Below are 23,717 nucleotides of genomic sequence, written 5' to 3'. Positions count from 1 at the left end.
AAAACATATGGTTAACAAAGTTGCCATTAATGCCGGCGAACGAAAAGAGAAAAACGGCGGACATCGGCGCGCACAATTAACATAACTGACTAATTAATAAGGATGATGGTATGAAGGTTAAGGTTTGTATTGCCCTGGCGCTGGCGAGCATTGCCTGCAGCAGTCTGGCACGTGATATGCAAACAATTCAGCAAAGCGGCGAGCTGAAGGTCGGCGTGCCGGGAGATTACGCCCCGCTGGCGTTTCATAACGGCGTCGGCGAGCTGCTCGGTTATGACGTTGATATGGCAAAGGATCTCGGCGAGAAGCTGGGCCTTAAGGTGACGTTCGTGCAGACCAGCTGGCCGACGCTGTCGGGCGATCTGCAGGCCGATAAGTTTGATATCGCCATGGGAGGCGTCACCGAGACGCCGGAGCGGGCGAAAGATTTCGCCCTCAGCCATCCGGTGGTTTCCAACGGCAAAATTGCCCTCGCCAGCTGCAAGGCGGCGCCGGCGCTGGGGAGCCTTGAAAAAATCGATCGGCCGAACGTGAAGGTGATCGTCAATCCCGGCGGCACCAACCAAAGCTACGTCGATGCGCATATTAAACATGCGCAGATTATCCGGGTGAAAAACAACGTCGATAACCTCGAAGCGCTGCGGCAGAAAACCGCCGACATGATGGTGACCGACCTGATTGAGGGCATCTATTACCAGAACAAAGAGCCCGGGGTCTTTTGCGTCGCCAACGAGCAGCCCTTCCCGGGAACCGCCAGCTTTAAGGTCTACATGATGAAAAAGGATAATCAGCCGCTGCTGGAGAAGGTCAACCGCTGGCTGGATAGCCAGGATAAAAATGTGCTCAAGCAGAAGTGGAAAATTCACGAATAGGCGGTGGCGATTGTCTCGTTGCCGGGTAAAGTGGCTGTTTTACACGCCGCGCAGTGAAACCGGATAACGAGAATTGATGAACGCTGAGATAACCCTGCCCGTCAGGCAACAGAACAACAACATTATCCGCCTGGCGACCGCCCAGGCGCTGGCGGGGGCCAACTCGGTGGTCTTTTACGCCACCGGGGCGATTGTCGGCAACGCCATTGCCCCGGATCGCGCCCTTGCCACGCTGCCGATCGCCATTTTTGTCCTCGGAATGGCGGCCTGCATTTTACCCTTTGGCTTTCTTGCCAGAAAGCGCGGGCGCCAGGCGGTATTTATGCTGGGCACCGGCGCCGGGGTTCTGACCGGCCTGCTGGCCGCTCTGGCGGTGGTGACCGGCTCCTTCTGGCTCTTCTGCGTGGCGGCATTTTTGGGCGGCGCCTACGCGGCGGTGGCGGTCTCGTTTCGCTTTGCCGCCACCGACGGCGTCGGCGTCGAGCGTCGCGCCCGGGCGCTGTCGCTGGTAATGGGCGGCGGCGTGGCCGCCGGGGTGATTGGCCCGATGCTGGTGACCGGGACGATGAACCTGTGGCCGGCGCATACCTTCGCCATGACCTTTCTTGCCCAGGGTGCGGTGGCGGCGGTTTCGGCGCTGGTGCTGCTGGGGGTCAAGTCCGCAGAGCCGGCGGCCCAGGCGAAGAGCGGCGGCCGCCCGCTCGGGGAGATCGTGCGCCAGCCGGGTTTTGCCCGCACGGTATTCAGCGGGGCGGTGGCCTATATGGTGATGAACTTCCTGATGACCGCCGCGCCGCTCTCCATGCATCTGCACGGTATTTCTCAGCAGGCGTCGAACCTCGGCATTCAGTGGCACGTGGTGGCGATGTACGGCCCCGGCTTTTTTACCGGCAGGCTTATCACCCGCTTCGGCGCCGGGCGTATTAACGCGGCGGGGCTGGCGCTTCTCGCGCTGTCGGTGCTGGTTGGGCTGGCCGGCACCGAGGTGATGTACTACTGGGTATCGCTCATTCTGCTGGGCATCGGCTGGAACTTCGGCTTCACCGGCGCCTCGACGCAGATTATGGATTTCCACCGTCCGGAAGAGAAAACCCAGGTGCAGTCGCTGAACGACTTCATCGTCTTCGGCGTGATGATGGTGGGGGCCTTCGCCTCCGGCGCGCTGATGAACCTCTTCGGCTGGAACGCCGTGCTCTGGGGCTCGCTGGTCCCGGTAATGGCGGCGCTGCTGTTCGGCGCCCGCGCTCGGCGCCAACGCTAAAGTGGGGCGGCCGTTTCGCCCCAGCGCTATATCCAGGCCGCCGGCGTGAAGGGATAAAAAGCTGAATAACTAAATGTTATTTATTATCAATGTGTTATTTGTTCAACGGCGTTTAGTGTGTACTCAGTGTGTAAAATTACACACTGATCACAATTCTTAATCCGCCATCATGATTTAATCCTCTCAACCAAAACGGAGAGGAATACTCATGAAACACATGATGATTTGTTGTGGCGCTGGCGTAGCAACCAGCACCGTTGCCTTAAATAAGCTGCAGGATTTCCTGAAAAAAGAAAATCTTCTCGCTAAGGTGCGTATTTCACAGGGCACCGTCGCGGAAGCGAAAACGCGCGATGACGTTGATTTTATTGTTTCGACTTCACCGGTTGCGCTTTCCGTTCCGGTTATTAACGCTCTGCCGCTGTTGACCGGCATGGGCACCGATAAAGTTTTCAGCAGCGTGAAAGAATTAATTCTCGCCGAGGGTTAAGCCATGTTTATTGTTGATTATATCGTGGGCCTGGGCGCCTCAGTGATGATGCCGCTAATATTTATGATCCTCGGACTGATATTACGCCTGTCGCTCAGCAAGGCCCTGAAAGCCGGCTTAATGGTCGGGATTGGTTTTATCGGATTAAGCATTACCGTTAACCTGATGATCGACTCCCTGACGCCGGTCAGCCACGCGCTGGTGGAGCGCTTCGGCCTGAACCTCACCGTGCTGGACGTGGGCTGGCCCGCGGCGGCGGCGGTGGCAATGGGGACGCGGGTTGGCGCGCTGGTCATTCCGGTGTGCGTGGCCATTAACGTGCTGATGCTGTATAGCAAAACTACCCGGGTGCTGAACGTTGATATCTGGAACCTGTGGCACCACGCGTTTACCGGTTCGCTGGTCACCATTATTACCGATAGCCTCTGGCTGGGTATTTTTGCGGCGGCGATTAACTGTATTATCACGATGGTTATTGCCGATCGCACCAGCGGCGACGTCGAGAAATACCTGAATCTACCGTCTATTTCGGTGCCGCACGGTTTCTCTGCCTCATTTGTTCCGGCGGCATGGCTGGTGAATGCGATTGTCGATCGTATTCCGGTGATTCGTGATATTAAAATTGACACCGAGGTTATTCAGAAAAGGCTCTCTATTCTTGGCGATCCGGCGTCTCTTGGCGCAATTATCGGGGCGCTTCTGGGTATTATTGCCGGTATCGAAGTGAAGGCCATATTACAAACGGCAATTACCATGGCGGCGGTGATGACTATTATTCCGCGCATGGCCAAAATGCTGATGGAAGGGGTGTACCCGATCAGCGAGCGTATTCAGGAGATTGCCCAGTCGCGCGCCGGATCGTTCGGTAAAATTGCCATCGGCCTCGACTCGGCGGTTAGCGTTGGCCATCCGGTGACGCTGTCGGTGTCGATGCTGATGATCCCGGTGATGCTGGTGCTGGCGGCGATTATTCCGGGCAACCAGTTCCTGCCCTTCGCCTCGTTAACCGGCCTGCCGTTTGCCTTTGTACTGGTTACCGCGGTGTGCCGGGGCGATATGTTCCGTACGCTGCTTACCGGTGTGCTGACGCTCAGCCTGGCGCTGCTGATAGGCACCAACCTGGCGCCGATTGTCACCAGCACGGCGGTGAGTACCGGCTTCTCCCTGCCGCAGGGCACCACCAGCATCAGCAGCGTCGACTACGCCGGAGCCATGCTGCCGTGGGCCATCATTCAAAGCTTCCATCTAAAAGAGATTGGCGTGGGGATCCTGACCCTGTGCACCCTCGCTCTGGTATTGTGGAACCGCCGCAAGCTGGCGCAGGAAAACGAGCAGTTAGCTGAAGCGAGCGCGGAGGTGGGCAAATGATGTTTAGCGCACAGCGGGTGGTGAAGTTCACCGAGGCCGTCAGCCGGACGGCCCTGCTGACCCGCCTGGCGGCGGTCCTGCAGGCGGATGGTTTGGTCAAGCCGAGCTTTAGCGAAGGGGTGCTGGAGCGGGAAAAGGTCTACCCGACGGGGATTTTTATGGAGACCCACAGCGTCGCCATCCCGCATACCGAGTTTGAACACGTCAACCGCACCGGTTTTGCCATCGGCATTAACCTCGCGGGCGTCGAGTTCCAGCGTACCGATGAGCCTGAGGAGGCGGTAGTACCGCAGATAGTGGTGATGATGGCAATCGACAAAACTTGCGAAAAGGTGGCCATTATTCAATCCTTGTTCGCCTTACTGGCCGATAGCGATCGCGTTAACGAAATCGTTAAAATGACGCCAGAGGAGATTGCAAAAGTGTTCACCGATGCCATCATCACGCAGTAAGATAAAATGATGGGCTCAATACGGTGATGCCGGAAGCGAAGAGGGACAAGATGTTACGAATCAGCGACGTCATAGAGTTAGCGATGGTGAGTCGTAAAACTATCTATAACGCGATCAACAGCGGCCGGCTGAAGTATCAGCTGGTCAACGTTGATAATCGTCAGGTTCGTATGTTTTTCGAAGAAGACGTCTTCGAAGCGTTCCCCAAAACCAGCCGGGGTACCACTCAGGAACAGGAAGTGCAGGCGCTGCGAGAGGAGGTGGCCTCCCTCAAGTTTGCGCTGGCGGAGCTGCAAAAAGCGGTCAACGCCATGGATCCTGAGGGCAGGTACGAAATGACCAGCGTAAAAGAGTCGTCAAAAACGCCCGACCGCTAGCCGGCGGACGGGCGCCGCGTTATCAGACGATATCGTCCACCACGCCGCCGTCAACGCGCAGCGCCGCCCCCGAGGTTGCCGAGGCCTGGGTCGAGCAGACGTACACCACCATATTCGCCACCTCTTCCACCGACGCCGCGCGCTGAATCACCGACGCGGGGCGATGGGCCATGACAAACTCTTTCGCCAGCTGCTCCAGCGGTTTTCCGGTCCTGGCGACCTCGTCCTTCATCATTTCGGCAAAGCCGTCGGAAAGGGTGGGGCCCGGCAGCACGCTGTTGACGGTGACGCCGCTGCCGGCGACGTATTTCGCCAGCCCGCGCGCCAGCGACAGCTGGGCGGTTTTGGTCACCCCGTAGTGGATCATGTCCGCCGGAATATTGCGCGCCGATTCGGAAGAGATAAACACCACCCGACCCCAGCCCTTTTGCACCATCCCCGGCAGCAGCGCCCGCGATAAGCGTACGCCGGACATCACGTTGGTCTGCCAGTAGTTTTCCCAGGTTTCGTCATCGGTATCATAGAAATCCTGCGGGCCATAGATACCGGCGTTGTTGACCAGAATATCGATGCCAACCAGCGCCTGCAGCAGCTGATTCACGCCCTGGGCATCGCTCAGGTCGGCGACCGCCGGACGCGCGCTGGCGCCCGGGACTTCATTTTGCAAACGAGCGATGGCCTCGTTAACGCTGCGCTCGCTGCGTCCGTTAATCACCACCTCCGCGCCGCTGTCCGCCAGCCCTTTGGCGATGGCAAAGCCGATCCCCGCGGTTGATGCGGTCACCAGCGCGACCTTCCCCGATAAATCAATCTTCATAACCCTGGCCTTAATGTGTAAGCAACAGACCATTAAGCGTAGCAGCTGACGCCTGGGCCGGACGGGGAGAGAGGTTGCAAGGTGTTAATAGCCCGTCTGCTTATCGACCAGATTTTTCAGCGGCAGCGCCTGCTGCTGGCGCTGAATATTGTCCAGCAGCTGGCGGGCGATCACCTGCGCGGGGGCGATGGAGGCGATATGCGGAGTGATGACCACCCGCGGATGCGACCACAGCGGGTCGGCGTCCGGCAGCGGTTCGACCGGGAAGACGTCCAGCAGCGCGCCCGCCAGCCGGCCGCTGTCCAGCGCCTGCAGCACGTCGAGATTCACCATATGCTCGCCGCGCCCGCAGTTGATCAGCACCGCGCCTTCCGGGAGCTGGTCGAGCAGGGGCCGCGCGAGGATGCCGCGGGTCTGCTCGGTAAGCGGCAGCACGTTGATCAGCGCGTCCAGCTCGCCGAGGAAGCCGGCGGCCTGCGCATCGCCGTGGTAGCAATCCACGCCCGTCAGCCGCTTTTCGCTCCGCGCCCAGCCGGAGACGCGGTACCCCAACCCGGCAAGGCGGGTAGCGATGTAGCCGCCGATTTCACCGAGCCCCATCACCCCGACGCGAAAATCGGCGGCGGCCCGCTGCGGGTAGGCCTGCCACACACGCTCGCGCTGATGCACCAGCGCGCGGTCAAAGTGGCGCTGAAACCACAGCACGCCCCACAGCGCGTATTCGAACATCCCGTGACGAAAATCTTCATCCACCACCCGGCATAGCGGCACCTGGCTGGCGAACACCGCTTCGGGAAGGTGGTCAACCCCGGCGGAGGCGGCCTGGATAAGCTTTAGCCCCGGCGAGCGGGCCAGCAGCTGAGGGTCGGGAAACCAGCAACTGGCATACTCCGCGCGACCTGCCGCCGGATGGTCGGGCAGGACCGCCGTGACGTGGGGAAAAAGGCGCAGCGCGTCGCAAATCTCGCGGGCGTAGTTTGGGTCGTTGCAGTCGACAACGATAGTCAGGTTGGGCATAGGCGTTACTCTTTATAAGCGGTGTCGAGGCGGTTAAGGCGGCGCAGCCACGCCTGCCAGACCTGCTGGCGCTCGTGCTCCACGCCCATCAGCTGTTCGCAGGCGTGCTGGCTCAGGTGCGCCGGGATGAGGTGAATCGGGCTGAGCGGGGCGAGCTGAGCGGTCGCCAGCTGAATTTCGCAGGCGCGGTTGAGGTAGTACATGATGTAAAACGCATCGGCGACGGTGCGCCCGACCGACAGCAGCCCATGGCTCTGCAAAATCATGGCGATATTATCCCCCAGCGAGCGCTGAATGCGCGCACGTTCGTCGAGGTCAAACGCCACCCCTTCATACGGGTGATAGCCGACGCGCTGATAAAACTCGGTGCTGATCTGGTTGAGCTGCAGCAGGCCGTCCTCGCAGGCGGCGACCGCCATGCCCGGCAGCGTATGGGTGTGGATCACGCAGTGGGCATCCTCCCGCGCCATATGCACCGCGCTGTGGATGGTAAAACCGGCCGAGTTCGCCGGGGCGGAGCCCTCCACCACCTTGCCCTGCATATCGACGACAATCAGATTGCTGGCGGTCACCTCGTCGAACATCATGCCGAACGGGTTAATCAGAAACCGCGGCTCGCCGTCGCCGGGCAGGCGCACGGAAAAGTGGGTATAGAGGGTATCTTCCCAGCCAAACAGCGCCGCCAGGCGGTAGGCGGCGGCCAGGTCCTGGCGCAGTTCACGTTCAGTAGCCATTTATTGTACTCCCATAAATTCACGGATGCGGGTCAGCCCCGGAGCGCTGGCGTTTTCGCGGATGCGCCGGGGCGGCACATCGCTCACCACCACGCCGTTCTCCATCATCACCACCCGGTCGGAAATGGATAACGCGAAGTCCATCTCATGGGTGACGATCAGCATCGTCATCCCTTCGCGGGCGAGAGACTGAATCACCTTCAGCACCTCGCCGACCAGCTCTGGATCCAGCGCTGAGGTGGGTTCGTCAAACAGCATGATGTCCGGTTTTAAGGCCAGCGCCCTGGCGATGGCAACGCGCTGCTGCTGGCCGCCGGAGAGCTGCCAGGGGTATTTTTCGCCATGGGCCAGCAGCCCTACGCGATCCAGCAGGTAGAGGGCCTGCTCCTTTGCCACGCGGCGATCGGCGAGCTTGTGATACAGCGGGGCGAGCATCACGTTGTCGAGCACCGTGCGGTGGGGAAAGAGATTGAAGCTCTGGAAGACCATGCCGATCCGGCGCACGCCGGCGCGCATCTGCGGCTTATCGACGATCGCCGCGCCTTTCAGGTAATCCTCGCCGTAGAGAATAATCTCCCCGCCATCGAGACTTTCCAGGGCGTTGATGGTGCGGATGAGGGTGGTTTTGCCCGACCCGGATGGCCCGATGATGCTGATGACCTCGCCGTTGTCGACCTTCAAATCGATGCCTTTCAGCACCTGATGCTGGCCCCAGGATTTTTCGATCGCCCGCAGATCGAGAGCCGGCGGGCTGCCGCTGATGGGCTCAGCCTTCGCCGCCTGACGCGGCGCTTTCAGGCCCTGGCGCAGGGCCTCGCATTCGGCGTCGTTGAAGGTTGGCGGGCGCTTTTGCTGAATATCGAGCCGGTTTTCCAGCGCCCGGAACAGCCAGGTAAACAGCGTCACCACCATCACGTAGTAGACCGCCACCGCCAGCAGGGTCTCCATCACGAGGAAGTTCTGCGCGTACAGGCGCTGGCCGGTCAGCAGCAGCTCCGGTAGCGAGATCACCGACAAAATTGAGCTGAGTTTAATGATGGTGATGTATTCATTAATCAGCGTGGGCAGCGAGATGCGGAACGCCTGCGGGATAATAATCAGGCGCTGAATGCCGATAAAGCTGAAGCTTAAGGCGTGGCCGGCTTCGCTCTGTCCCTTCGCCACCGAGATTAATCCGCCGCGATGAATCTCCGCCATATAGGCCGCTTCGGTGACGGTCATCGAGACCAGGCCGGCAATAAACGGCACCCCGAGCAGCGGCTGGGTAGCCGGGAAGAGCTGCGGCAGGTTATAGACAAACACCAGCAGCACCATCAGCGGTACGCTGCGGAAAAACCAAATATAGAGTTCAACGGGAACCTTCAGCCAGCGCGGGCCGGAGAGCTTCGCGCAGGCTAAAAGAAAACCTAATACCAGGCCAATAAACCACGACAATGAACTGACGACGATGACGGTAACGCACGCCTGCCAGAATGCTCCAATGCTAAATAACGAGAAAAAGTATCCCCAATCGAACTCCATACCGACTCCTGTTGCGCATTGGCTTGATCGTATTTAATCGATGCGTTCTAAGTTGTATTTCTTGATGATGGCGTCATATTTGCCGTTGGCTTTTAAGGTGGCTAACGTCGATTTAATCGCCTCCACCAGTTCGCTATTGCCTTTGCTGACGTAAATCCCCAGCGGCAGGGGGTAGACCAGGCGGGTGGAGCTAATCGCCAGTCGTCCGCGGCTCTTGTCGACAAGAATTTGCGCCGCCGGAGCGATCTCTAACTGCGCATTAATGTTTTTCGACAGCAGGGCCTGCGAGACTTCCGGTGCGGTCGGGAACTCCTGAATGCTAATCGCCGGTTTGCCGTTTTTCAGACAGTACTCGTCGGAGTGATTTTTCAGGCTGGCGACCCAGCTGGTGCCCTGCTGCAGTCCCACTTTGACGCCGCACAGGTCGTCTTCCGTTTTCGGCTGAATCTCGCCGCTCTTCAGGGCGATAATTGACGCGCCGGAGAGGGCGTAAGGCACCGCGTCGGCCTGTTTAAGGCGCTCCGGCGTGATGTACATCCCGGAGATCACCGCGTCATATTTCTTGCCAATCCCTAAGATCAGGCTGGTGAATTTGGTATCGATCAGCTGCGGTTTGGCCTTCAGCTGCTCGGCAATCAGCGCGGCGAATTCCGGGTCGAGGCCGACGATGTTGTTATTGCTGTCGTAGGATTCAAACGGCGGATAGGTCACCTCCATCCCGACTTTAAATACGCCGTCCGTCAGCAGCTCTGCGGCCTGGGTCAGCGGAGAAAAGCAGGCGGCGACGGCGATGCCCACCGCCACACGGCGCGAGAGCTTATGGAGCGTTTTTTTCATCATGTATCCTCACGGGTTAGTAACGGTTTTTTGCTGGGCTTGTTTTTTCAGATGACCAAAGGTGTTGGTGCCTCGGGCGCGTTCCGGGAGCTGCAGCTCGCCTTTGGTGACTTTCTCGCGCAGGTAGCGATAGGTCTGCAGCGCCTGGCTCCACATATGTTCGCCGATGCTTAATTCCTGGTATTCGCTGGCTTCCCCAGCGGCCAAAAAGGTCGGCAGCGGGCGGATCAGGGTGTGGTAATCGCAGGCGAAAAACAGCGGGAAGGAGTAACGTTCCTGCGGCACCTTGCGGACACGGTGGGCTGTAGCAACAAATGTGCCAGCACTCAGTACTTCCAGCATGTCGCCGATATTGATCACGAACGCCTCTTCTTCTGCGGCGTTCTTCTGCGGCGGCGCATCGATCCAGGCGCTATCTTCATTCAGCACCTCAAGGCCCGGCTGGTCGGCGAGCAGCAGGGTGAAGCACTCGTAATCGGTGTGTGCACCAATACCGGGAACGTCTTCGGCGCTGGCGTCAAAGGGGTAGTGGATCAGGCGCAGCTTCGACGGCGGGCAGGTCACCATCGCCTTGAAATACCCTTCCGGCAGGCCAAGGGCGAGGGCGAAGGCGTCAAACAGACGATGGCCGAGGGCAAATACCGCTTCATAGTAGGCCAGCACCCGGGACTGAAACTCGGGCAACTGCGGCCACTCGTTGGCGCCAATCAGCGGCGTTCCGGCCAGTACAAACGGGTGGTCATCCGCGGCCTGAAAGCCAATATCAAACGCTTCTTTGTGGTCCGGCTTGCCGGAGCCGTAGATCTCTTCCCCTTCCGGGACGTAGCCTTTATGGCTGCGGGAGTGGCCGATGTAGTACTGCATCTTTTGATCCATCGGCAGGGCGAAGAGCCGTTTGGCCGCCGTGCGGATCCCGGCGATCAGCTCGGGGGCAATGCCGTGGCCGGTGATATAGAAAAAGCCGACTTCCCGCGCCGCTTTGCCGATGGTGTCGGCGACGGCCTGGCGTTTCGCCAGACTGTCGCTGGCCAGATCGCTGATATCGATGGTCGGTAACTCGGTGAAAGAACTTTTTGCGACGTTCATGGCTGCAGATCCTTTTCGGTTAGCGATAAAAACTCGGCAAAATGCTGCTGTTCATGTTCCGCCATCCACGCATTCAGCGACCACAGATCGGCTACCGGAACGTTGGTAAACGGCAGGTGGTGCAGATAGCCGTCGGGGCCAAACTCGGGGGTCAGCGTGGTCTGCTGATATCCGCGCCGGCGTTGCGACTGCCAGATCTGCTGCCAGAAGCGCTGCTGAAACTGCAGCGCGGCCTGATATTCCGGCGCCGCCGGATGCGGCACCTGCGGCCCCTGGTCGTAGCCGGCGCGGGCCTGGACGTGGTGCACGCGGTCGATAAAGGCGCTGAAATCATCGCAGGGGTCATCCAGCAGACGCTCGCTCACCACAATCCAGTGGCTGATATCGGCGGTAAAGCGCAGCTGCGGCAGCTGCTGGATAATTTCCAGGGTCAGCCACGGGCTATACAGCGAGGTGGCGCGATGGGTTTCAAAGCTGCAGGTCAGCGCGTACGCCGCCGCCAGCTCGTGGGCCTTGCCGAGAAAATCCACCTGCTGCGCCAGCGGCCAGCGGTCGTTGCCGGCCAGCAGATTGACGAAGCGCGGGTTCAGCGACTTTGCTTCATCAAAACGGCTTTTTAAGCGCTCGAGATGCTGCTGCGGCGTCTCGGCCTGCGCCGGGATCACGCCGCCGCCGCTGAAGACGATGGCGATATACTCCAGTGCGGACTCGTGCAACTGTTGGGCCAGCGTCTGGCGAGCGTCAGTGGTCAGCGGGACGCGAGCCTCGATGCCGCAGCAGCCGACGCTTTTTAGCTCGCTGAGGGTCTGCTGCCACGGGGTGGTCACGCCCCAGAGGGTGCGAAAAACCTTGAGTTGCATGGTCTGGCTCCTTATGGGTATTTCACGCCGGGCAGCACGCAGAGCATTTCGTACAGCAGGTTGGCCGCCAGTTGCGAGGTGTTGCCGCTGACGTCGTAGGGCGGCGAGACTTCAACCAGATCGCAGCCAATCAGGTCCAGGCCGCGGCAGCCGCGGACGATCTCCAGCGCCTGAATGGAGGTCAGGCCGCCGACTTCCGGCGTGCCGGTGCCGGGCGCCCAGATCGGGTCGAGGCTGTCGATATCGAAGCTGAGATAGACCGGGCCATCGCCCATCTGCTGGCGAACCTCGGCCATTAGCGGCGCCAGCGACCGGTGCCAGCACTGTTCCGCCTGTACCAGACGAAAACCCTGATCGACGCCCCACTGGAAGTCGCCGGCGGCATAGCCCTGGGCGCGCTGGCCAATCTGCACCACCCGTTTAAGATCCAGCAACCCCTCTTCGACGGCGCGGCGGAAGGTGGTACCGTGGGCGATTTTCTCGCCGAACATCTCATCGTTGGTGTCGGTGTGGGCATCCACATGAATCAGCCCCACCGGGCCGTGCTTTTTGGTCAGGGCGCGGAGGATCGGCAGGGTGATGGTGTGGTCCCCCCCGAGGGTCAGGGGGATGAGCGGGAAACTATTTAAAGCGGTGTAGTAATCCTCGATGATCTGCACCGATTTGAGCAGGCTGTAGGTATTTATCGGCACGTCGCCGATATCGGCCACCGACAGCGATTCAAAAGGCGCCGCGCCGGTTGCCATGTTGTAGGGCCGAATCATCACCGATTCGGTACGAATATAGCGCGGCCCGTAGCGGGTACCGGAGCGCTGTGAGGTGCCGATATCCAGCGGGATACCAACGAAAGCCGCATCAAGGCCCTGTAAATCTTCGATAAAAGGCAGGCGCATCATCGTTGCGCGGCCGCCGAAGCGCGGCATCTCGTTGCCACCCTGCGGTTGATGAAAGACGTTATCCATTTCAGCTCCTGAATCTGAGTCACCAATGCTCGATGAGGAGATAGTGCGCAAGATGCGCTGGACTTTAAATCGTCTGCTGTAAATACTTAGTTCATTTAATGGTGAACTAAGCATGCACAACGATGGCAGTCTCAACATTCGTCAGCTGCAGATTTTTGAGGCGGTGGCCCGCCTGGAAAGCTACGGCAGAGCCCAGCAGGAGCTGGGTATTTCGGTGTCGGCGATCAGCAACGCGATGTCCCAGCTGGAAGGTCAGCTCGGGTTTAGCCTGTGCCAGCGCGGGCGCGGCGGCTTTGCGCTGACCGAGAAAGGCCAGCAGTTTTTACAGCAGTCGATTCGGGTACTGGGCGAGCTGAACGAGCTGGAGCGCCAGTCGGCGCTGCTGAAGGGCGAGCACAGTGGCACGATTTGCATCTCGACCCTCGACTCGATTGAAACCGAAACCGCGCTGTCGCTGCCGGTGGTGCTGCGCAGCTTCAGCGATAAGTTTCCCCACGTGCATATCAAACTGATTATCCGCACCCCGGCGGAGCAGCTGAACGGCGTGCTCAACAACCATATCGATCTGGCGATCGGCAGCTACAACTCCCAGGTGCATAACATCATCAGCGAGCCGCTCTATCGCGAGCAGCACTGGCTCTACTGCAGCGACCTGCACCCGATGTTCTTCAGCCGCCAGCTTGATAAAGAGCAGATCAGCCAGTGCCCGCTGGTGACCCGCAGCTACTGGAATACCAGCGATCTGCGGCGGCGCGGCTTCAGCAAAGGCAGCGCCACCGTGGAGACGGTCGATGCGCAGCTGCTGCTGATCCTCTCGGGGAAATATATCGGCTACCTGCCGGAGCACTACGCCTGGCCGTGGATCAAGGAGAACCGGCTGCGGGTGCTGCTGCCCAACGAGTTCGGCTTCCAGTCGCCGTTCTCGGCGATTTGCAAACGTGGGCGCAGCAACGAGCCCTATCTGAAAGAGTTTCGTAATTTACTCAAGAAGAATACCGTCGCCAGGCCGAAGTGGAACTATTAAGGGCCGCCGGCCCCGGCGGCGCGTGGGATCAGGCGCTGGCCGCGGCCGAAGTGCGGGCGAGATAGCGAAAATAGCAGTAGTAGCCGATAGATGCCGTCAGGCACAGCATGTAGCCAAACGACTCGCTGCCCTCTTCGACGGCGTTTTTCACCGCCCGGGCGTAATCTTCCGCGAGGATAGCGAACCACAGGCCGTGCATCCCGAACAGGCGCGAGAAGACCAGCACCGCCAGCAGGCCGCTGAGCATCATCCCGTAGTATGGCGTGCGGGTATACTGCGCCAGCTGCGCAAGGGTTTGACGGTAATGGATGAGCGGATAAATAAGCGTACACAGCGTGGAGAGCAGGGCAAACCAGACCCAGCTGCCGTGGGAAATCAGATCGAAGGCCGCGTCCAGCTCGCGGATCAGCATCGCGAGGAAAAAACCGCCGACGAGAAGATTGCAGTAGCGCAGCAGCGCATATCTCTTTGCCAGGCGGAAGTGAATCAGCACGATTGCCGCCAGCACCAGCTCCTGCATGATTTCGGTAAGTGAGATTTCCGCAATGTTGTTATCGAATACTCGTACGTCAATCCATAGACAGAGTACCGCGACGGCGGAGGCGAAGGCCGCGCCAAGGAAAAAGAGAAGGCTTCTGAGTACAGACATTGGCACCACGTTATATATTGAAAAACAATATGGTAAGTGCCGTATTTATAACTTCCTCTTCACTTCGTGCGCCTTTGCCGCCGTTTTTTAACCTATTGAGCTTTTTCCACTCTGCCCGACGACGTTCTCCGTCAGAGGGCCGGGCGGTCCGCGCATTTACTGGCCTAATAGCGTCTTGTACTGGTCTGTAAACTGCGGGGCGTTCCACGCACCGTCAAAAAGGGTATAGGTGATATAGCCCTTGTTGAGCCAGCCGGAGTCAGTGTCGTTAAGAGTGGGCGCGAGCGCAGCCGGGTTGAGGGTCTGCTTCGCTTTGCCGTCGGCCGTCAGTTCATAGCCGATCTGCGGCGTCGGGAACGCTTCGTTATCGACGTAGCGCACGCCTTTGATCTCGGCTTTTGCCAGCGGCGGATAGTTAATGCTCAGCCCGGACCCTTTGGGTAAGAGGGGCGCGCCCGGGGTTCGTTTGGCGCTGAGGGTATCGACTACGCCCACGACGTAATCGACCGACTCCGGCCAGTATTGATGCGTGGCCGGCCAGCCGTTTTTCATCTCCTCATCGCTAAAGATGTAGCCGATGCTGGCAGCAATCGCCGGGATACCGTAGCGCACGGCGCGGGCGGCGGCGCTGACGGTACCGGAATTGACTTGCGCCATGCCGGTGTTGGGGCCGTCGTTCACGCCGGAGATAACCAGGTCCGGCGGCGCGTCCTTCAGCAGGCCGCGAAGCCCAAAGTCAACGGCGTCCGCCGGGGTGCCGGGGAAGCAGTAGCGCCTGTCGGCGACCTTTTGTACGTCGAATATCTTGCCGGTTTTAAAGGTGATGGCGGAACCTATGCCGCTTTGGTTGGTGGCGGGGGCGACCATCCAGACGTCATAGCCTTTGGCTGCCAGTTTGTCCTGCAGCGAGGTGCTGCCCGGCGAGGCGCAGCCGTCGTCGTTGACGATCAGTATTTTCAGCGCGGGTCGGGCCGCCCCGGCGGAGAAGGCGACGACGGAGAGCAGCGTGGCGGTGAGGATTATTGTTTTCACTTTGTATCCTTGTGTTTGATGAATAGGCTCTTAATCGGGCGCAAAAAAAAACCTAAGACTCCTGCCAGCAGCGCCGCTGCGACGGATATCTTAGGTTTTGCCTGCGTTCAGTAACAATCCCGGATAGCCACGAAAATACGCCAGGCGGCGGCCTCCGTCCAGGCAAAGACTATTTTTTGTGAGCGGCTTCAATAAATAAATCGTTATTAGACAGGTTCCTCCTGTGAGCCTTTTTACCGCAGGCGATATTTGTGTTTGGGGATTATTAGTCGATGCATGAATATATAGTGGAATATATACCGATGTCGCTGCTTAATCTGCTGGCGATCACATTTATTCATTTGCCACGAAAAAGTGTGTGGCGTTATTTAGCAAGGGTGATATGGTCGGCGTAATTGGATTGTTACTGTGTATACAGGCAAAACCTACGTCAGGTAGCGAAAGAAGTGGTTATCACTTTCGCTATTGAGCGTAGGTTTTTTTGTTTTTATTACAGGTATGAATAACGCAAGGATATAACATGAAAAGATGGCTGTTAGCTTTAATCGTGGTAACCAGCAGCGTAGCCTGGTCTGCGGAAAATAAAACAACCGCCGCCGATAACGATGCGGTGAATATCTATTTTGCCCGCCACGGGAAAACGCTGCTTAATACCTTTGACCGCGTTCAGGGATGGGCCGACTCCCCGCTGACCGAGGATGGACGGCGGGTGGCGCGCTATTTAGGCGCCGGGCTTAAGGGGATTAAATTCGACAGTTTTTACACCAGCGATGCCGGGCGGCAGCGCGAAACGATGGCGGTTATTATGACGCAGGCGGGGATCGCCGACGCTCGGCCGACCGAGCTGGCGGGCCTTCGCGAAGCGTTCTTCGGCGGGTTCGAGGGCGGCTTGAACCGGGATATGGCCGCCGCGGGAGCCCGTCAGCTGGGGCTTGCCGACGCGGCGGCGCTGTACCGGGAGATGAAGGCCGGTACGCTGTCGGTGCGCGATAGCCAGAATGCGCTTGCCAGCGCCGATCCCATGGGGATGACGGAGAGCTACGACCAGGTGAAGCAGCGCGTTCAGGCGGCGCTGGCGACCATTATCGAGAATGCGAAGGCTAATGGTGATAAAAATATTCTGGCGATTTCATCCGGCACATCGATGCAGATAATGATCTCTGACCTGACTGACGATCCGGCCAAAAATAAGCCTTTAGCCAACGCAGCGGTGGTCAAAATCAGCTATCAGAACGGCCGCTATCAGGTAGATGAGATCGGCTCGTTAAAATACGTTGAGGCAGGAAAGCAGGCGCTCGGCGAAAAATAAAATAACGCTTACTGCACTTTTTTGGGGCCGCATCTCATTATTACCCGCCGTTGGTAAGGATGCGGTTCGGCCCGACTCTGGGGGATACTATGAATCTGACTCGCGTTACCGCAGCGCTTATCGCCCTTAGCGCTTCGACAGCCGCCTGGGGCGGTAATAATAATGAAGGTAAGCAGCCTTCCACGCTAATGAACGACATTGTTAGTGAGCCTTTTTTCCGCGATTCGCACATGACCTTGTCGTTAAAAAACTACTGGAAATATCTTAAGGAAGACAACGCCAACCCGAAGCATGTACATAATGCGTGGGGGCAAGGGGTCGCTGTGGATTATCAGTCGGGCTATTTTTACGATATGCTTGGCGTTGATGCTGTCTATTATGGCGCCGTTAAGCTGGGAGCCAGCGATTACTTTAACTCTCGCGGCGTGCTCTACAATAACGGTCCCGGTAATAGTAAAAATAATGCCGAAGGCTTCTCTAAATTTGGCCAGCGTAATCTTAAGCTGAAGTACAGCGTCGCGGATATGCAGCTTAACGTCCGCTGGGGCTGGCAGGTGCTGAAAAACTATGGCGTCATCTCGACCTCGACGCGGCTGTCGCCGACCACTTACTCCGGCTGGAGCGGCGCTCTGAGCTATGACGACCTGACGCTGCGCGGCGCGTACGTGGAAAACTCCATGGATCGCAACTCGCCGGACAAGAAGCATTTCCAGACTAACGCCGGGCGCGAAATTAACCACCTGGCCAGCGGCGAGCTGCTGTGGAAAGGCCGCTATCTGGATCTGCAGTATGGCTATGGCGAAAGCGATAACTATCTGCGTCGCCACCTGCTGTTTGCCAATCTCAAACCGATAGCGCCGCTGAATATCGGCATGCAGATATACGCGACCCGCGCGCTTGATGAGTATCGCGCGATGCCCGCGAGCAAGCGCGACTTCGATGATAGCGCCCGGCATTTCGCCCTTGATGCCGGCTGGAAAGCGCAGCGCTGGAGCAGCAAGTGGGGCATCGGCTATACCGAGGCTAAAAAAGCGAACGAGGTGGGCTTTTACCCGCGGCATATGAGCAAAAACTCGCGCGGCACGTTTATCTCGATGGCCTATGCGGGCGATGACTACATGCGCGACCGGGAGCTGGTGCTGGCGAATATCTCGGACTACCAGCTGACTCCGCAGCTGGCGATCGGCCTGGCCGGCAATATTGCCCAGTTTAGCTACCGGGGCAATCACGTGCGCAGCGGCGAAATTAGCGCCTTCAGCCGCTGGGTTCCTTCCGACCCGCGCTTTAAGAACCTGACGGTATGGCTGATGTTTGGTCCGGGCTGGTCGTACAAAAGCAGCGGAAAAACGCCGGTGCTGACCGACGGCCGCTATACCCGAACCCACACCCTGGCTTCAGAAGCGATCGTTGAATACCGCTTCCGCCTGTTCTGATTAACTGAGGGCTTCATTTGTCGGGCTAACAATCAGCCCGGCGGATTACTGGCTCATGCTTAAAATCGTGCGAATGTTGCGGGCGCTGGTGGCGATGATGTCGACGGCCCCGGTGCGCAGGGCGCCCATAATCGCCATCGCTTTGGTATTTTCAGACGCAATCGCGATCACGCAGGGGATCTGCTTGAGCTCTTCAACGCTCAGGCCAATCACCCGGTTGTCCATCACCGTGTTGACGTGCTCGCCGCGGGAGTTGAAGAAGTCGTAGCCCGCGACGTCGCCGATAACGCCCTGGTTAATGCTGGCGTCGTTGATCTCCTGCGGCGTGAACCAGCCCAGCTTCACCATGTAGCTCTCTTCGTTCATATCGCCGATGCCAACCAGGGCAATATCGGCCTTGCGCGCGCGGTCGAGCGTCTCTTTGATGGTGCCGTTCTGCAGCAGCAGCTCTTTTAACTGCATATTTTCGACGTAGGCCGGCGCGTACAGCGACTCGCTGCTGCCGCCAAATTTTTTCGCCAGCAGACGGCTAATATGATCGGCGTTGATGATATCGCCCGGCCGATGGGTGCCGCCGATGCCGCAAATAAAGCGGCAGTCGCGCGCCTGGATGGTGCCGGAAAATTCGGCGACCGCCGCCACGTTACGACCCTGACCCACCGCCACCACCACGTTATCTTTCAGCATGTTGTTGAGGTGGCTGGAAACCAGGGTGGCAACCTGGCGACGCTGCTCCTCTTCATCGTTATGGTCGAGGGCGATCAGCGCGCGGGTGATGGGGAAACGATCTTTGAGCTGCTTCTCCAACTGGGTGCTGAAGATCGGGTGGTAGCGGACGTTGATCTCGACGATCCCTTCTTCTTTTGCCCGTTTTAGCAGACGTCCGACCTTAATACGCGAGAAGCCAAATTTGTTGGCAATCTCTTCCTGCGTTATTTCATCACAGTAGTAGGCTACGGCAATCTCGGTGAGTAGCTCATACTCCTGGGACGCGCTCGATTTTTCCATTCGGCTGCTTTCTCCACGCGATAGATTAATGTTTAGGGGGTGAACATTTGCTGAAAGTATATCAGAAACGTTTTTACCTCAAGCAGGGGAAGCGCGACGGTTCTCTGCAAACCCCGTCGCGCTTCGGGAAGGGCGGCTAGCTCTCCGGGCGGTCGGCCGCTATCTGCTGCGCTTCGGCAAGAATTGACGCAAAGTCCTCAGGCCGGTGGGCAAAACGGCCGAGGAAAATCCCGTCAACGTCGGGCCATAGGCGGCTGAGCAGGCCGGGGCCCGCGCTTCCGCCGTAGATAACCTGAAGCTGTGGGCCGTAATTTTGCTGCAAATGCGCGCGCAGCTCCCGGCAGACGTGGCGGATATAGTCGTCGCTGGCGGGCTTTGGCGCGCCGATGGCCCACTGCGGCTCCCAGGCAAAAATCGTCGGCGGCAGCGCGCCGTCTCCGCGGTGTGCCAGCAGCGCCTGCACCTGGCCGATGGCGTAGGCGGTGGCCTCTTCGGCGCTCATTTGCTGGTCTTCACCAATGCAAATGACCGGCGTGAGATGCGTGGCATAGGCCATATCGATCTTCTGGTTGATGACGTCGGTGGTTTCGCCGAAGTGGCGCCGCCGTTCGGCATGGCCCAGCTCGACGTAGCGGCAGCCCATCTCCTGCAGCATGGCGGCGCTGCTCTCGCCGGTCCAGGCGCCGGGCGGGGCGGCGCAGATATTCTGCGCTCCCGTGGCCATGGCCGTTCCCTCAAAGCAGCGCAGCGTCGCCGCCACCGCCGGCATCGCCGGGAAGGTGAACAGCTGTAGCCGCGCCGTCAGCTCTGCCGGCTGCTGGCGCAGCAGATCGGCAACCTGCTGGCACCACGTCTGGGTTTGGCCATAGCCAAAATAGGTTTTATGGCTGGTGCCGACGATGGGGCTTAGGGGCATACGTTCTCCCGATGTTGTTCAGTTGCAGGATTATTGCTCATGCAGGCGCCTACCGCGGCGATAATCATCGCCAGCGAGACCGCGCCGGCGTCCGGCGTACCGAGGCTGCGCTCCGCCAGCGGGCGGGCGCGGCCGATTTTTGGCAACAGCTGGGCGGTATCCTGCGCGCTCTGGCGGGCGACGCGTTCGGCTTTGCTCCAGGCTTCTGCGAGAGCGAGACCCTCGTCCGTTGCCGCGCTCAGCGCCTGGCTAAACGGCAGCAGCACGTCGACCAGGGTTTTATCGCCGGGTTTGGCTTTGCCAAAATGCATCACTCCGGCGTTGGCCTGCGAGATGGCCAGCGCCACCCGCACGGCGTCAGGCTTTTCCTGATTGCCGATGGTGATGCCCAGCGTATTGAGGATCACGCCCCAGATGGCGCCAGAGGTGCCGCCGGCCTCGTCTGCCCAGGCGTCAGCGGCGAATTGTAGCAGGGTACCGGCTCCGGCACCCCGTTCCAGCACCTTTTTCGCCGCGCTGCGGGCGGCAACGACGCCGCGCTCCATACCGATGCCGTGGTCGCCGTCGCCGGCGATCGCGTCGATACGGCCAAACTCTTCGGCGTTATCAATTACCGTTTGCGCGACGGCGTCAATCATCGCCATCACCTTGACGGCGATCTCTTGCGATTCCGCGCTGCCCTGAGGAATGGTGACCTCACCGCTCTGCGCCAGCTGCTGCGGATCGAGGGGAACGTGCGGCAGAACGGAGCCGCGGCTAAAGGCCGGAGCGGTGGCGGGGGCAAGCCACAGGGCCTCCAGCTCGTCATCAAACCAGACGAAGGTCATCGACATTCCGGCCATATCAAAGCTGGTGACAAACTCGCCAATCTGGATATCGGTCACTTCGACGCCGGCTTCCTGTAGCAGCGGCTGCACGTCGTGCCAGAACACGAACAGCTCTTCATACTTCACCGAGCCGAGACCGTTAATGATGACGCCCAGGCGCGCGCCTTTAGTTTGCGCGATAGCCTGCGGACGCTCTTCCAGCAGAGTGCGGGTGAGCATCTGCGCCAGCTCGTTCGACGACACGGTGTCCAGTTCGCTAATGCCCGGTTCGCCGTGGATCCCCATGCCAAAGCCCATCTTTCCTTCCGGAATGGTAAACAGCGGGTGCTCGGCGCCGGGGAAGGTGCAGCCGCTGAAAGCCAGACCTAGCGAGCGCGTTTGCTCGTTGGCGCGGCGAGAGATAGCCAGCACCTCGGCCAGCGAATCGCCGCGCTCTGCGGCGGCGGCGGCGGCTTTAAACACCACCAGATCGCCGGCTACGCCGCGGCGCTTCTCTTTTTCAGCCAGCGGCGCGCTGGATATATCGTCGGTGATAGCCATGGTTTCACAGGGGATCCCCTCGGCGCGCAGCCGTTCGCAGGCGAGGCCGAAATGCAGCACGTCGCCGGCGTAGTTGCCGAACATCAGCAGCACGCCGCCGCCGTTGTTGGCCGCCCGCGCGACGGAGCAGATTTGCTGCGCGGAAGGGGAGGCGAAAAGATTGCCCATGGCCGCGCCGTGGGCCAGGCCCTGGCCCACCAGCCCGGCGAAGGCGGGGTAGTGCCCGGATCCGCCGCCGACCACGATAGCTACGCCGTCCGACCGGCTTTGGGTGTTACGCACGACCCCGCCGGGAACCTGGCGCACCATTGACGCGTGCGCGCTGACGAAGCCCGCCACCATTTCTTTTGCAAAGTCTGACGGTCGGTTAAAAATCCAGCTCATTTTGTCTTCTCCAGATGATTTGTATTTAGTTTCCCAGCCGCCAGTTTCTGGCCATTTGTACCATCACAAATGAACGCTATCAGATCACATGATTCAATCAAATGTTCAGCAGGTGGATATGTGATCGCGGTCGTGATTTGCTTAATAAAGCTATTTTTTGTGCGATCCCCCCTTTTTTAGCCGTCGTTTTCTTGCTAAACCTTATTACATACGAACAACTAGTGAACTTTAGTTCAGTTAAGCGGCCGGGAATTCCAGCTTGAATCCATCACACGAGCGGCTTCTGAACATAAGTTTGATACTAACGCTGTCATTTATGAGGTAAGAGAAATGTTGAAAGTCGCAATCGGTGCAGATGATGCTGCGACCGGACTGAAAAATCTGGTAAAGGAACATCTTCAGCAGCGGGATATCGAGGTTGTTGATTTTAGCCACGACGTGGCGGGAAATGAGCAGATGTACCCGGATATCGCCTTTAACCTGGCTTCGGCTATCCGCCAGGGCACCTTTGAGCGCGGGCTGCTGTTTTGCGGCACCGGCATCGGGATGGCGATTGTGGCGAATAAGGTGCCCGGCATTCGCGCCGCGCAGTGTCATGACGTTTACTCGGCCGATCGCGCCCGCAAAAGCAATAATGCGCAAATTATGACCCTCGGGGCGCGGGTGGTGGGCAGCGAGCTGGCGCTGATGCTGGTCGATACCTGGCTTGCCGCCGAGTTTGAAGCCGGGCGCTCCGGGCCGAAGGTGCAGCGTATCGATTACTACGAAACGCTGGTTCACCCGGACGGTGCGGCCCGCGCAGAAGAATAAAGGAGTCATCACGATGACCATTCTGGAAAAACTGAAAGAAGTGACCACCGTCGTTGCGGACAGCGGCGATATCACCGCTATCCGTGAATACCATCCGCAGGACGCCACGACCAACCCGTCGCTGATCCTGAAGGCCGCCGCGCAGCCGCTCTACCGCCCGCTGATCGAGCAGGCTATCGCCTGGGCCTGCGAGCAGGGCGGCACGGCGCAAACGCGGCTGATTAACGCCGGCGATAAGCTGGCGGTGAATATTGGCCTCGAGCTGCTGGGCCAGGTGCCGGGCAAAGTATCGACGGAAGTGGACGCCCGCCTCTCTTACGACCGCGGGCTGTGCGTGGCGAAAGCGCGCAAGCTGATTCGTTTATATGAGCAGGCCGGAATCGATCGCTCACGGGTGCTGATCAAGCTGGCGGCGACGTGGCAGGGGATTAAGGCGGCGGAGGAGCTGGAGCGCGAAGGCATTCACTGTAACCTGACGCTGCTCTTTTCGTTTGCCCAGGCACGCGCCTGCGCCGAAGCGGGAGTGTGGCTGATTTCGCCCTTCGTCGGGCGAATCTACGACTGGTATCGCGAACGTAATCTGCTGAAAGACGACGCGGCGGAGAACGATCCGGGCGTGGTCTCGGTGCGCAATATCTACGACTACTATAAGAAGCACCGCTATCCGACGGTGATTATGGGCGCGAGCTTCCGTAAAACGGCGCAGGTGATGGCGCTGGCCGGCTGCGATCGCCTGACCATCGCCCCCGCGCTGCTGGAGGAGCTCAGCCGAATGGAGGGCGATCTTCGCGTTGCGCTGGTGCCTCCGCAGGCCGGCGAGGTGCCGCCGTCGCCGCTGACCGAGTCCGAGTTCTACTGGCTGCACAATCAGGACCCGATGGCGGTTGATAAGCTGGCGGAGGGCATTCGCCTGTTTGCCCAGGACCAGCAAAAGCTGGAGACGATGCTCAGCGAGCTGCTGGAAAAACAGGAGGCGGACGATGTCATCGCGTAAAGAACTGGCGAACGCTATTCGTGCGCTGAGCATGGACGCGGTACAGAAAGCCAAATCCGGCCACCCGGGTGCCCCGATGGGTATGGCTGACATTGCCGAAGTCCTGTGGCGTGATTTCCTGAATCATAACCCGAACA

The 23,717-nt window shown here is 59.2% G+C and carries 25 protein-coding genes; 12 read left to right on the top strand and 13 right to left on the bottom strand.

The window, feature by feature from the left end; genetic code table 11:
• The first annotated feature begins 110 nt into the window (after positions 1-110).
• The 6 genes from GVK32_RS23405 (at position 111) to GVK32_RS23380 (ending at position 4,820) form a co-directional block, all read left to right on the top strand.
• Entirely contained in the window at positions 111-872 is a 762-nt protein-coding gene (locus tag GVK32_RS23405) for a transporter substrate-binding domain-containing protein (RefSeq protein ID WP_159872714.1), read from the top strand.
• A 76-nt stretch (positions 873-948) separates the two neighbouring features.
• Complete coding sequence (locus tag GVK32_RS23400; RefSeq protein ID WP_159872712.1) at positions 949-2,133, top strand: MFS transporter; 1,185 nt, start codon at positions 949-951, stop codon at positions 2,131-2,133.
• Positions 2,134-2,341: 208 nt separating this feature from the next.
• Complete coding sequence (locus GVK32_RS23395) at positions 2,342-2,623, top strand: PTS sugar transporter subunit IIB (RefSeq protein WP_076946096.1); 282 nt, start codon at positions 2,342-2,344, stop codon at positions 2,621-2,623.
• A 3-nt stretch (positions 2,624-2,626) separates the two neighbouring features.
• Positions 2,627-3,991 (top strand): PTS galactitol transporter subunit IIC, encoded by a 1,365-nt coding sequence (locus GVK32_RS23390; protein ID WP_159872710.1) that lies wholly within the window; start codon positions 2,627-2,629, stop codon positions 3,989-3,991.
• Complete coding sequence (locus tag GVK32_RS23385; protein WP_159872708.1) at positions 3,988-4,443, top strand: PTS sugar transporter subunit IIA; 456 nt, start codon at positions 3,988-3,990, stop codon at positions 4,441-4,443. The genes GVK32_RS23390 and GVK32_RS23385 overlap by 4 nt, the downstream gene beginning before the upstream one ends.
• 50 nt (positions 4,444-4,493) lie before the next feature.
• Entirely contained in the window at positions 4,494-4,820 is a 327-nt protein-coding gene (locus GVK32_RS23380) for a hypothetical protein (RefSeq protein WP_045857792.1), read from the top strand.
• 22 nt (positions 4,821-4,842) lie between these two features.
• On the opposite strand, the gene GVK32_RS23375 is transcribed toward GVK32_RS23380, so the two are convergent.
• From GVK32_RS23375 to speB, 8 genes are all read right to left on the bottom strand, one after another.
• Positions 4,843-5,637: an SDR family NAD(P)-dependent oxidoreductase gene (locus GVK32_RS23375; protein WP_159872706.1), complete on the bottom strand. Its 795-nt coding sequence runs from the start codon at positions 5,635-5,637 to the stop codon at positions 4,843-4,845.
• A gap of 84 nt (positions 5,638-5,721) precedes the next feature.
• Positions 5,722-6,654 (bottom strand): glyoxylate/hydroxypyruvate reductase A, encoded by a 933-nt coding sequence (locus GVK32_RS23370; protein WP_159872704.1) that lies wholly within the window; start codon positions 6,652-6,654, stop codon positions 5,722-5,724.
• Positions 6,655-6,659: 5 nt separating this feature from the next.
• A complete protein-coding gene (locus GVK32_RS23365; protein WP_159872702.1) occupies positions 6,660-7,388 on the bottom strand; it encodes a class II aldolase/adducin family protein in 729 nt (242 codons plus the stop codon).
• The gene (locus GVK32_RS23360; protein ID WP_159872700.1) at positions 7,389-8,909 is read right to left on the bottom strand and encodes an amino acid ABC transporter permease/ATP-binding protein; all 1,521 of its coding nucleotides are present in this window, start codon (positions 8,907-8,909) and stop codon (positions 7,389-7,391) included. It lies immediately after the preceding gene.
• Between the two features lie 33 nt (positions 8,910-8,942).
• Complete coding sequence (locus GVK32_RS23355; RefSeq protein WP_159872698.1) at positions 8,943-9,746, bottom strand: ABC transporter substrate-binding protein; 804 nt, start codon at positions 9,744-9,746, stop codon at positions 8,943-8,945.
• 9 nt (positions 9,747-9,755) lie between these two features.
• Positions 9,756-10,832, bottom strand: a complete 1,077-nt coding sequence (locus tag GVK32_RS23350; protein WP_159872696.1) for an isopenicillin N synthase family oxygenase — start codon at positions 10,830-10,832, stop codon at positions 9,756-9,758.
• On the bottom strand, positions 10,829-11,692 hold the full coding sequence (locus tag GVK32_RS23345; RefSeq protein WP_159872694.1) for a sugar phosphate isomerase/epimerase: 864 nt from the start codon (positions 11,690-11,692) through the stop codon (positions 10,829-10,831). Before GVK32_RS23345 ends, GVK32_RS23350 begins: the two co-directional genes overlap by 4 nt.
• Before the next feature lie 11 nt (positions 11,693-11,703).
• Entirely contained in the window at positions 11,704-12,654 is a 951-nt protein-coding gene (speB, locus tag GVK32_RS23340; RefSeq protein ID WP_123708506.1) for an agmatinase, read from the bottom strand.
• 112 nt (positions 12,655-12,766) lie between these two features.
• On the opposite strand from speB, the gene GVK32_RS23335 reads away from it, so the two are divergent.
• A complete protein-coding gene (locus GVK32_RS23335; RefSeq protein WP_041146814.1) occupies positions 12,767-13,678 on the top strand; it encodes a LysR family transcriptional regulator in 912 nt (303 codons plus the stop codon).
• Between the two features lie 28 nt (positions 13,679-13,706).
• On the opposite strand, the gene GVK32_RS23330 is transcribed toward GVK32_RS23335, so the two are convergent.
• Together GVK32_RS23330 and surE are read right to left on the bottom strand one after the other, a co-directional pair.
• Entirely contained in the window at positions 13,707-14,327 is a 621-nt protein-coding gene (locus GVK32_RS23330; RefSeq protein WP_159872692.1) for a transporter, read from the bottom strand.
• Positions 14,328-14,483: 156 nt separating this feature from the next.
• A complete protein-coding gene (surE, locus tag GVK32_RS23325; protein ID WP_159872690.1) occupies positions 14,484-15,359 on the bottom strand; it encodes a 5'/3'-nucleotidase SurE in 876 nt (291 codons plus the stop codon).
• Between the two features lie 520 nt (positions 15,360-15,879).
• Here surE and GVK32_RS23320 point away from each other — a divergent pair.
• On the top strand, positions 15,880-16,668 hold the full coding sequence (locus GVK32_RS23320) for a histidine phosphatase family protein (protein ID WP_159872688.1): 789 nt from the start codon (positions 15,880-15,882) through the stop codon (positions 16,666-16,668).
• Between the two features lie 89 nt (positions 16,669-16,757).
• Positions 16,758-18,101 (top strand): OprD family outer membrane porin, encoded by a 1,344-nt coding sequence (locus GVK32_RS23315; RefSeq protein WP_159872686.1) that lies wholly within the window; start codon positions 16,758-16,760, stop codon positions 18,099-18,101.
• Between the two features lie 45 nt (positions 18,102-18,146).
• On the opposite strand, the gene GVK32_RS23310 is transcribed toward GVK32_RS23315, so the two are convergent.
• The 3 genes from GVK32_RS23310 to GVK32_RS23300 form a co-directional block, all read right to left on the bottom strand.
• Positions 18,147-19,109 (bottom strand): sugar-binding transcriptional regulator, encoded by a 963-nt coding sequence (locus GVK32_RS23310; RefSeq protein ID WP_045857819.1) that lies wholly within the window; start codon positions 19,107-19,109, stop codon positions 18,147-18,149.
• Positions 19,110-19,245: 136 nt separating this feature from the next.
• Positions 19,246-20,025, bottom strand: coding sequence for a triose-phosphate isomerase family protein (locus GVK32_RS23305; protein ID WP_159872684.1), 780 nt, complete (start codon positions 20,023-20,025; stop codon positions 19,246-19,248).
• Positions 20,016-21,776: a dihydroxyacetone kinase family protein gene (locus GVK32_RS23300; RefSeq protein ID WP_159872682.1), complete on the bottom strand. Its 1,761-nt coding sequence runs from the start codon at positions 21,774-21,776 to the stop codon at positions 20,016-20,018. The genes GVK32_RS23305 and GVK32_RS23300 overlap by 10 nt, the downstream gene beginning before the upstream one ends.
• A 330-nt stretch (positions 21,777-22,106) precedes the next feature.
• Between GVK32_RS23300 and GVK32_RS23295 the strand changes: the two genes are divergently transcribed.
• The 3 genes from GVK32_RS23295 to GVK32_RS23285 form a co-directional block, all read left to right on the top strand.
• The gene (locus GVK32_RS23295) at positions 22,107-22,586 is read left to right on the top strand and encodes an RpiB/LacA/LacB family sugar-phosphate isomerase (RefSeq protein ID WP_159872680.1); all 480 of its coding nucleotides are present in this window, start codon (positions 22,107-22,109) and stop codon (positions 22,584-22,586) included.
• A 13-nt stretch (positions 22,587-22,599) separates the two neighbouring features.
• Positions 22,600-23,580: a transaldolase gene (tal, locus tag GVK32_RS23290; protein ID WP_159872678.1), complete on the top strand. Its 981-nt coding sequence runs from the start codon at positions 22,600-22,602 to the stop codon at positions 23,578-23,580.
• Positions 23,567-23,717 (top strand): hypothetical protein (locus tag GVK32_RS23285; RefSeq protein ID WP_172437399.1); only part of this gene is annotated, 151 nt, incomplete at its 3' end. The genes tal and GVK32_RS23285, both read left to right, overlap by 14 nt.

The organism is Klebsiella sp. 18074, assembly GCF_902705905.1.
GTDB lineage: Bacteria > Pseudomonadota > Gammaproteobacteria > Enterobacterales > Enterobacteriaceae > Klebsiella > Klebsiella terrigena.
Note: the sequence above shows the minus strand (reverse complement) of the source record. Positions and strands in the feature narration are given on the sequence as shown.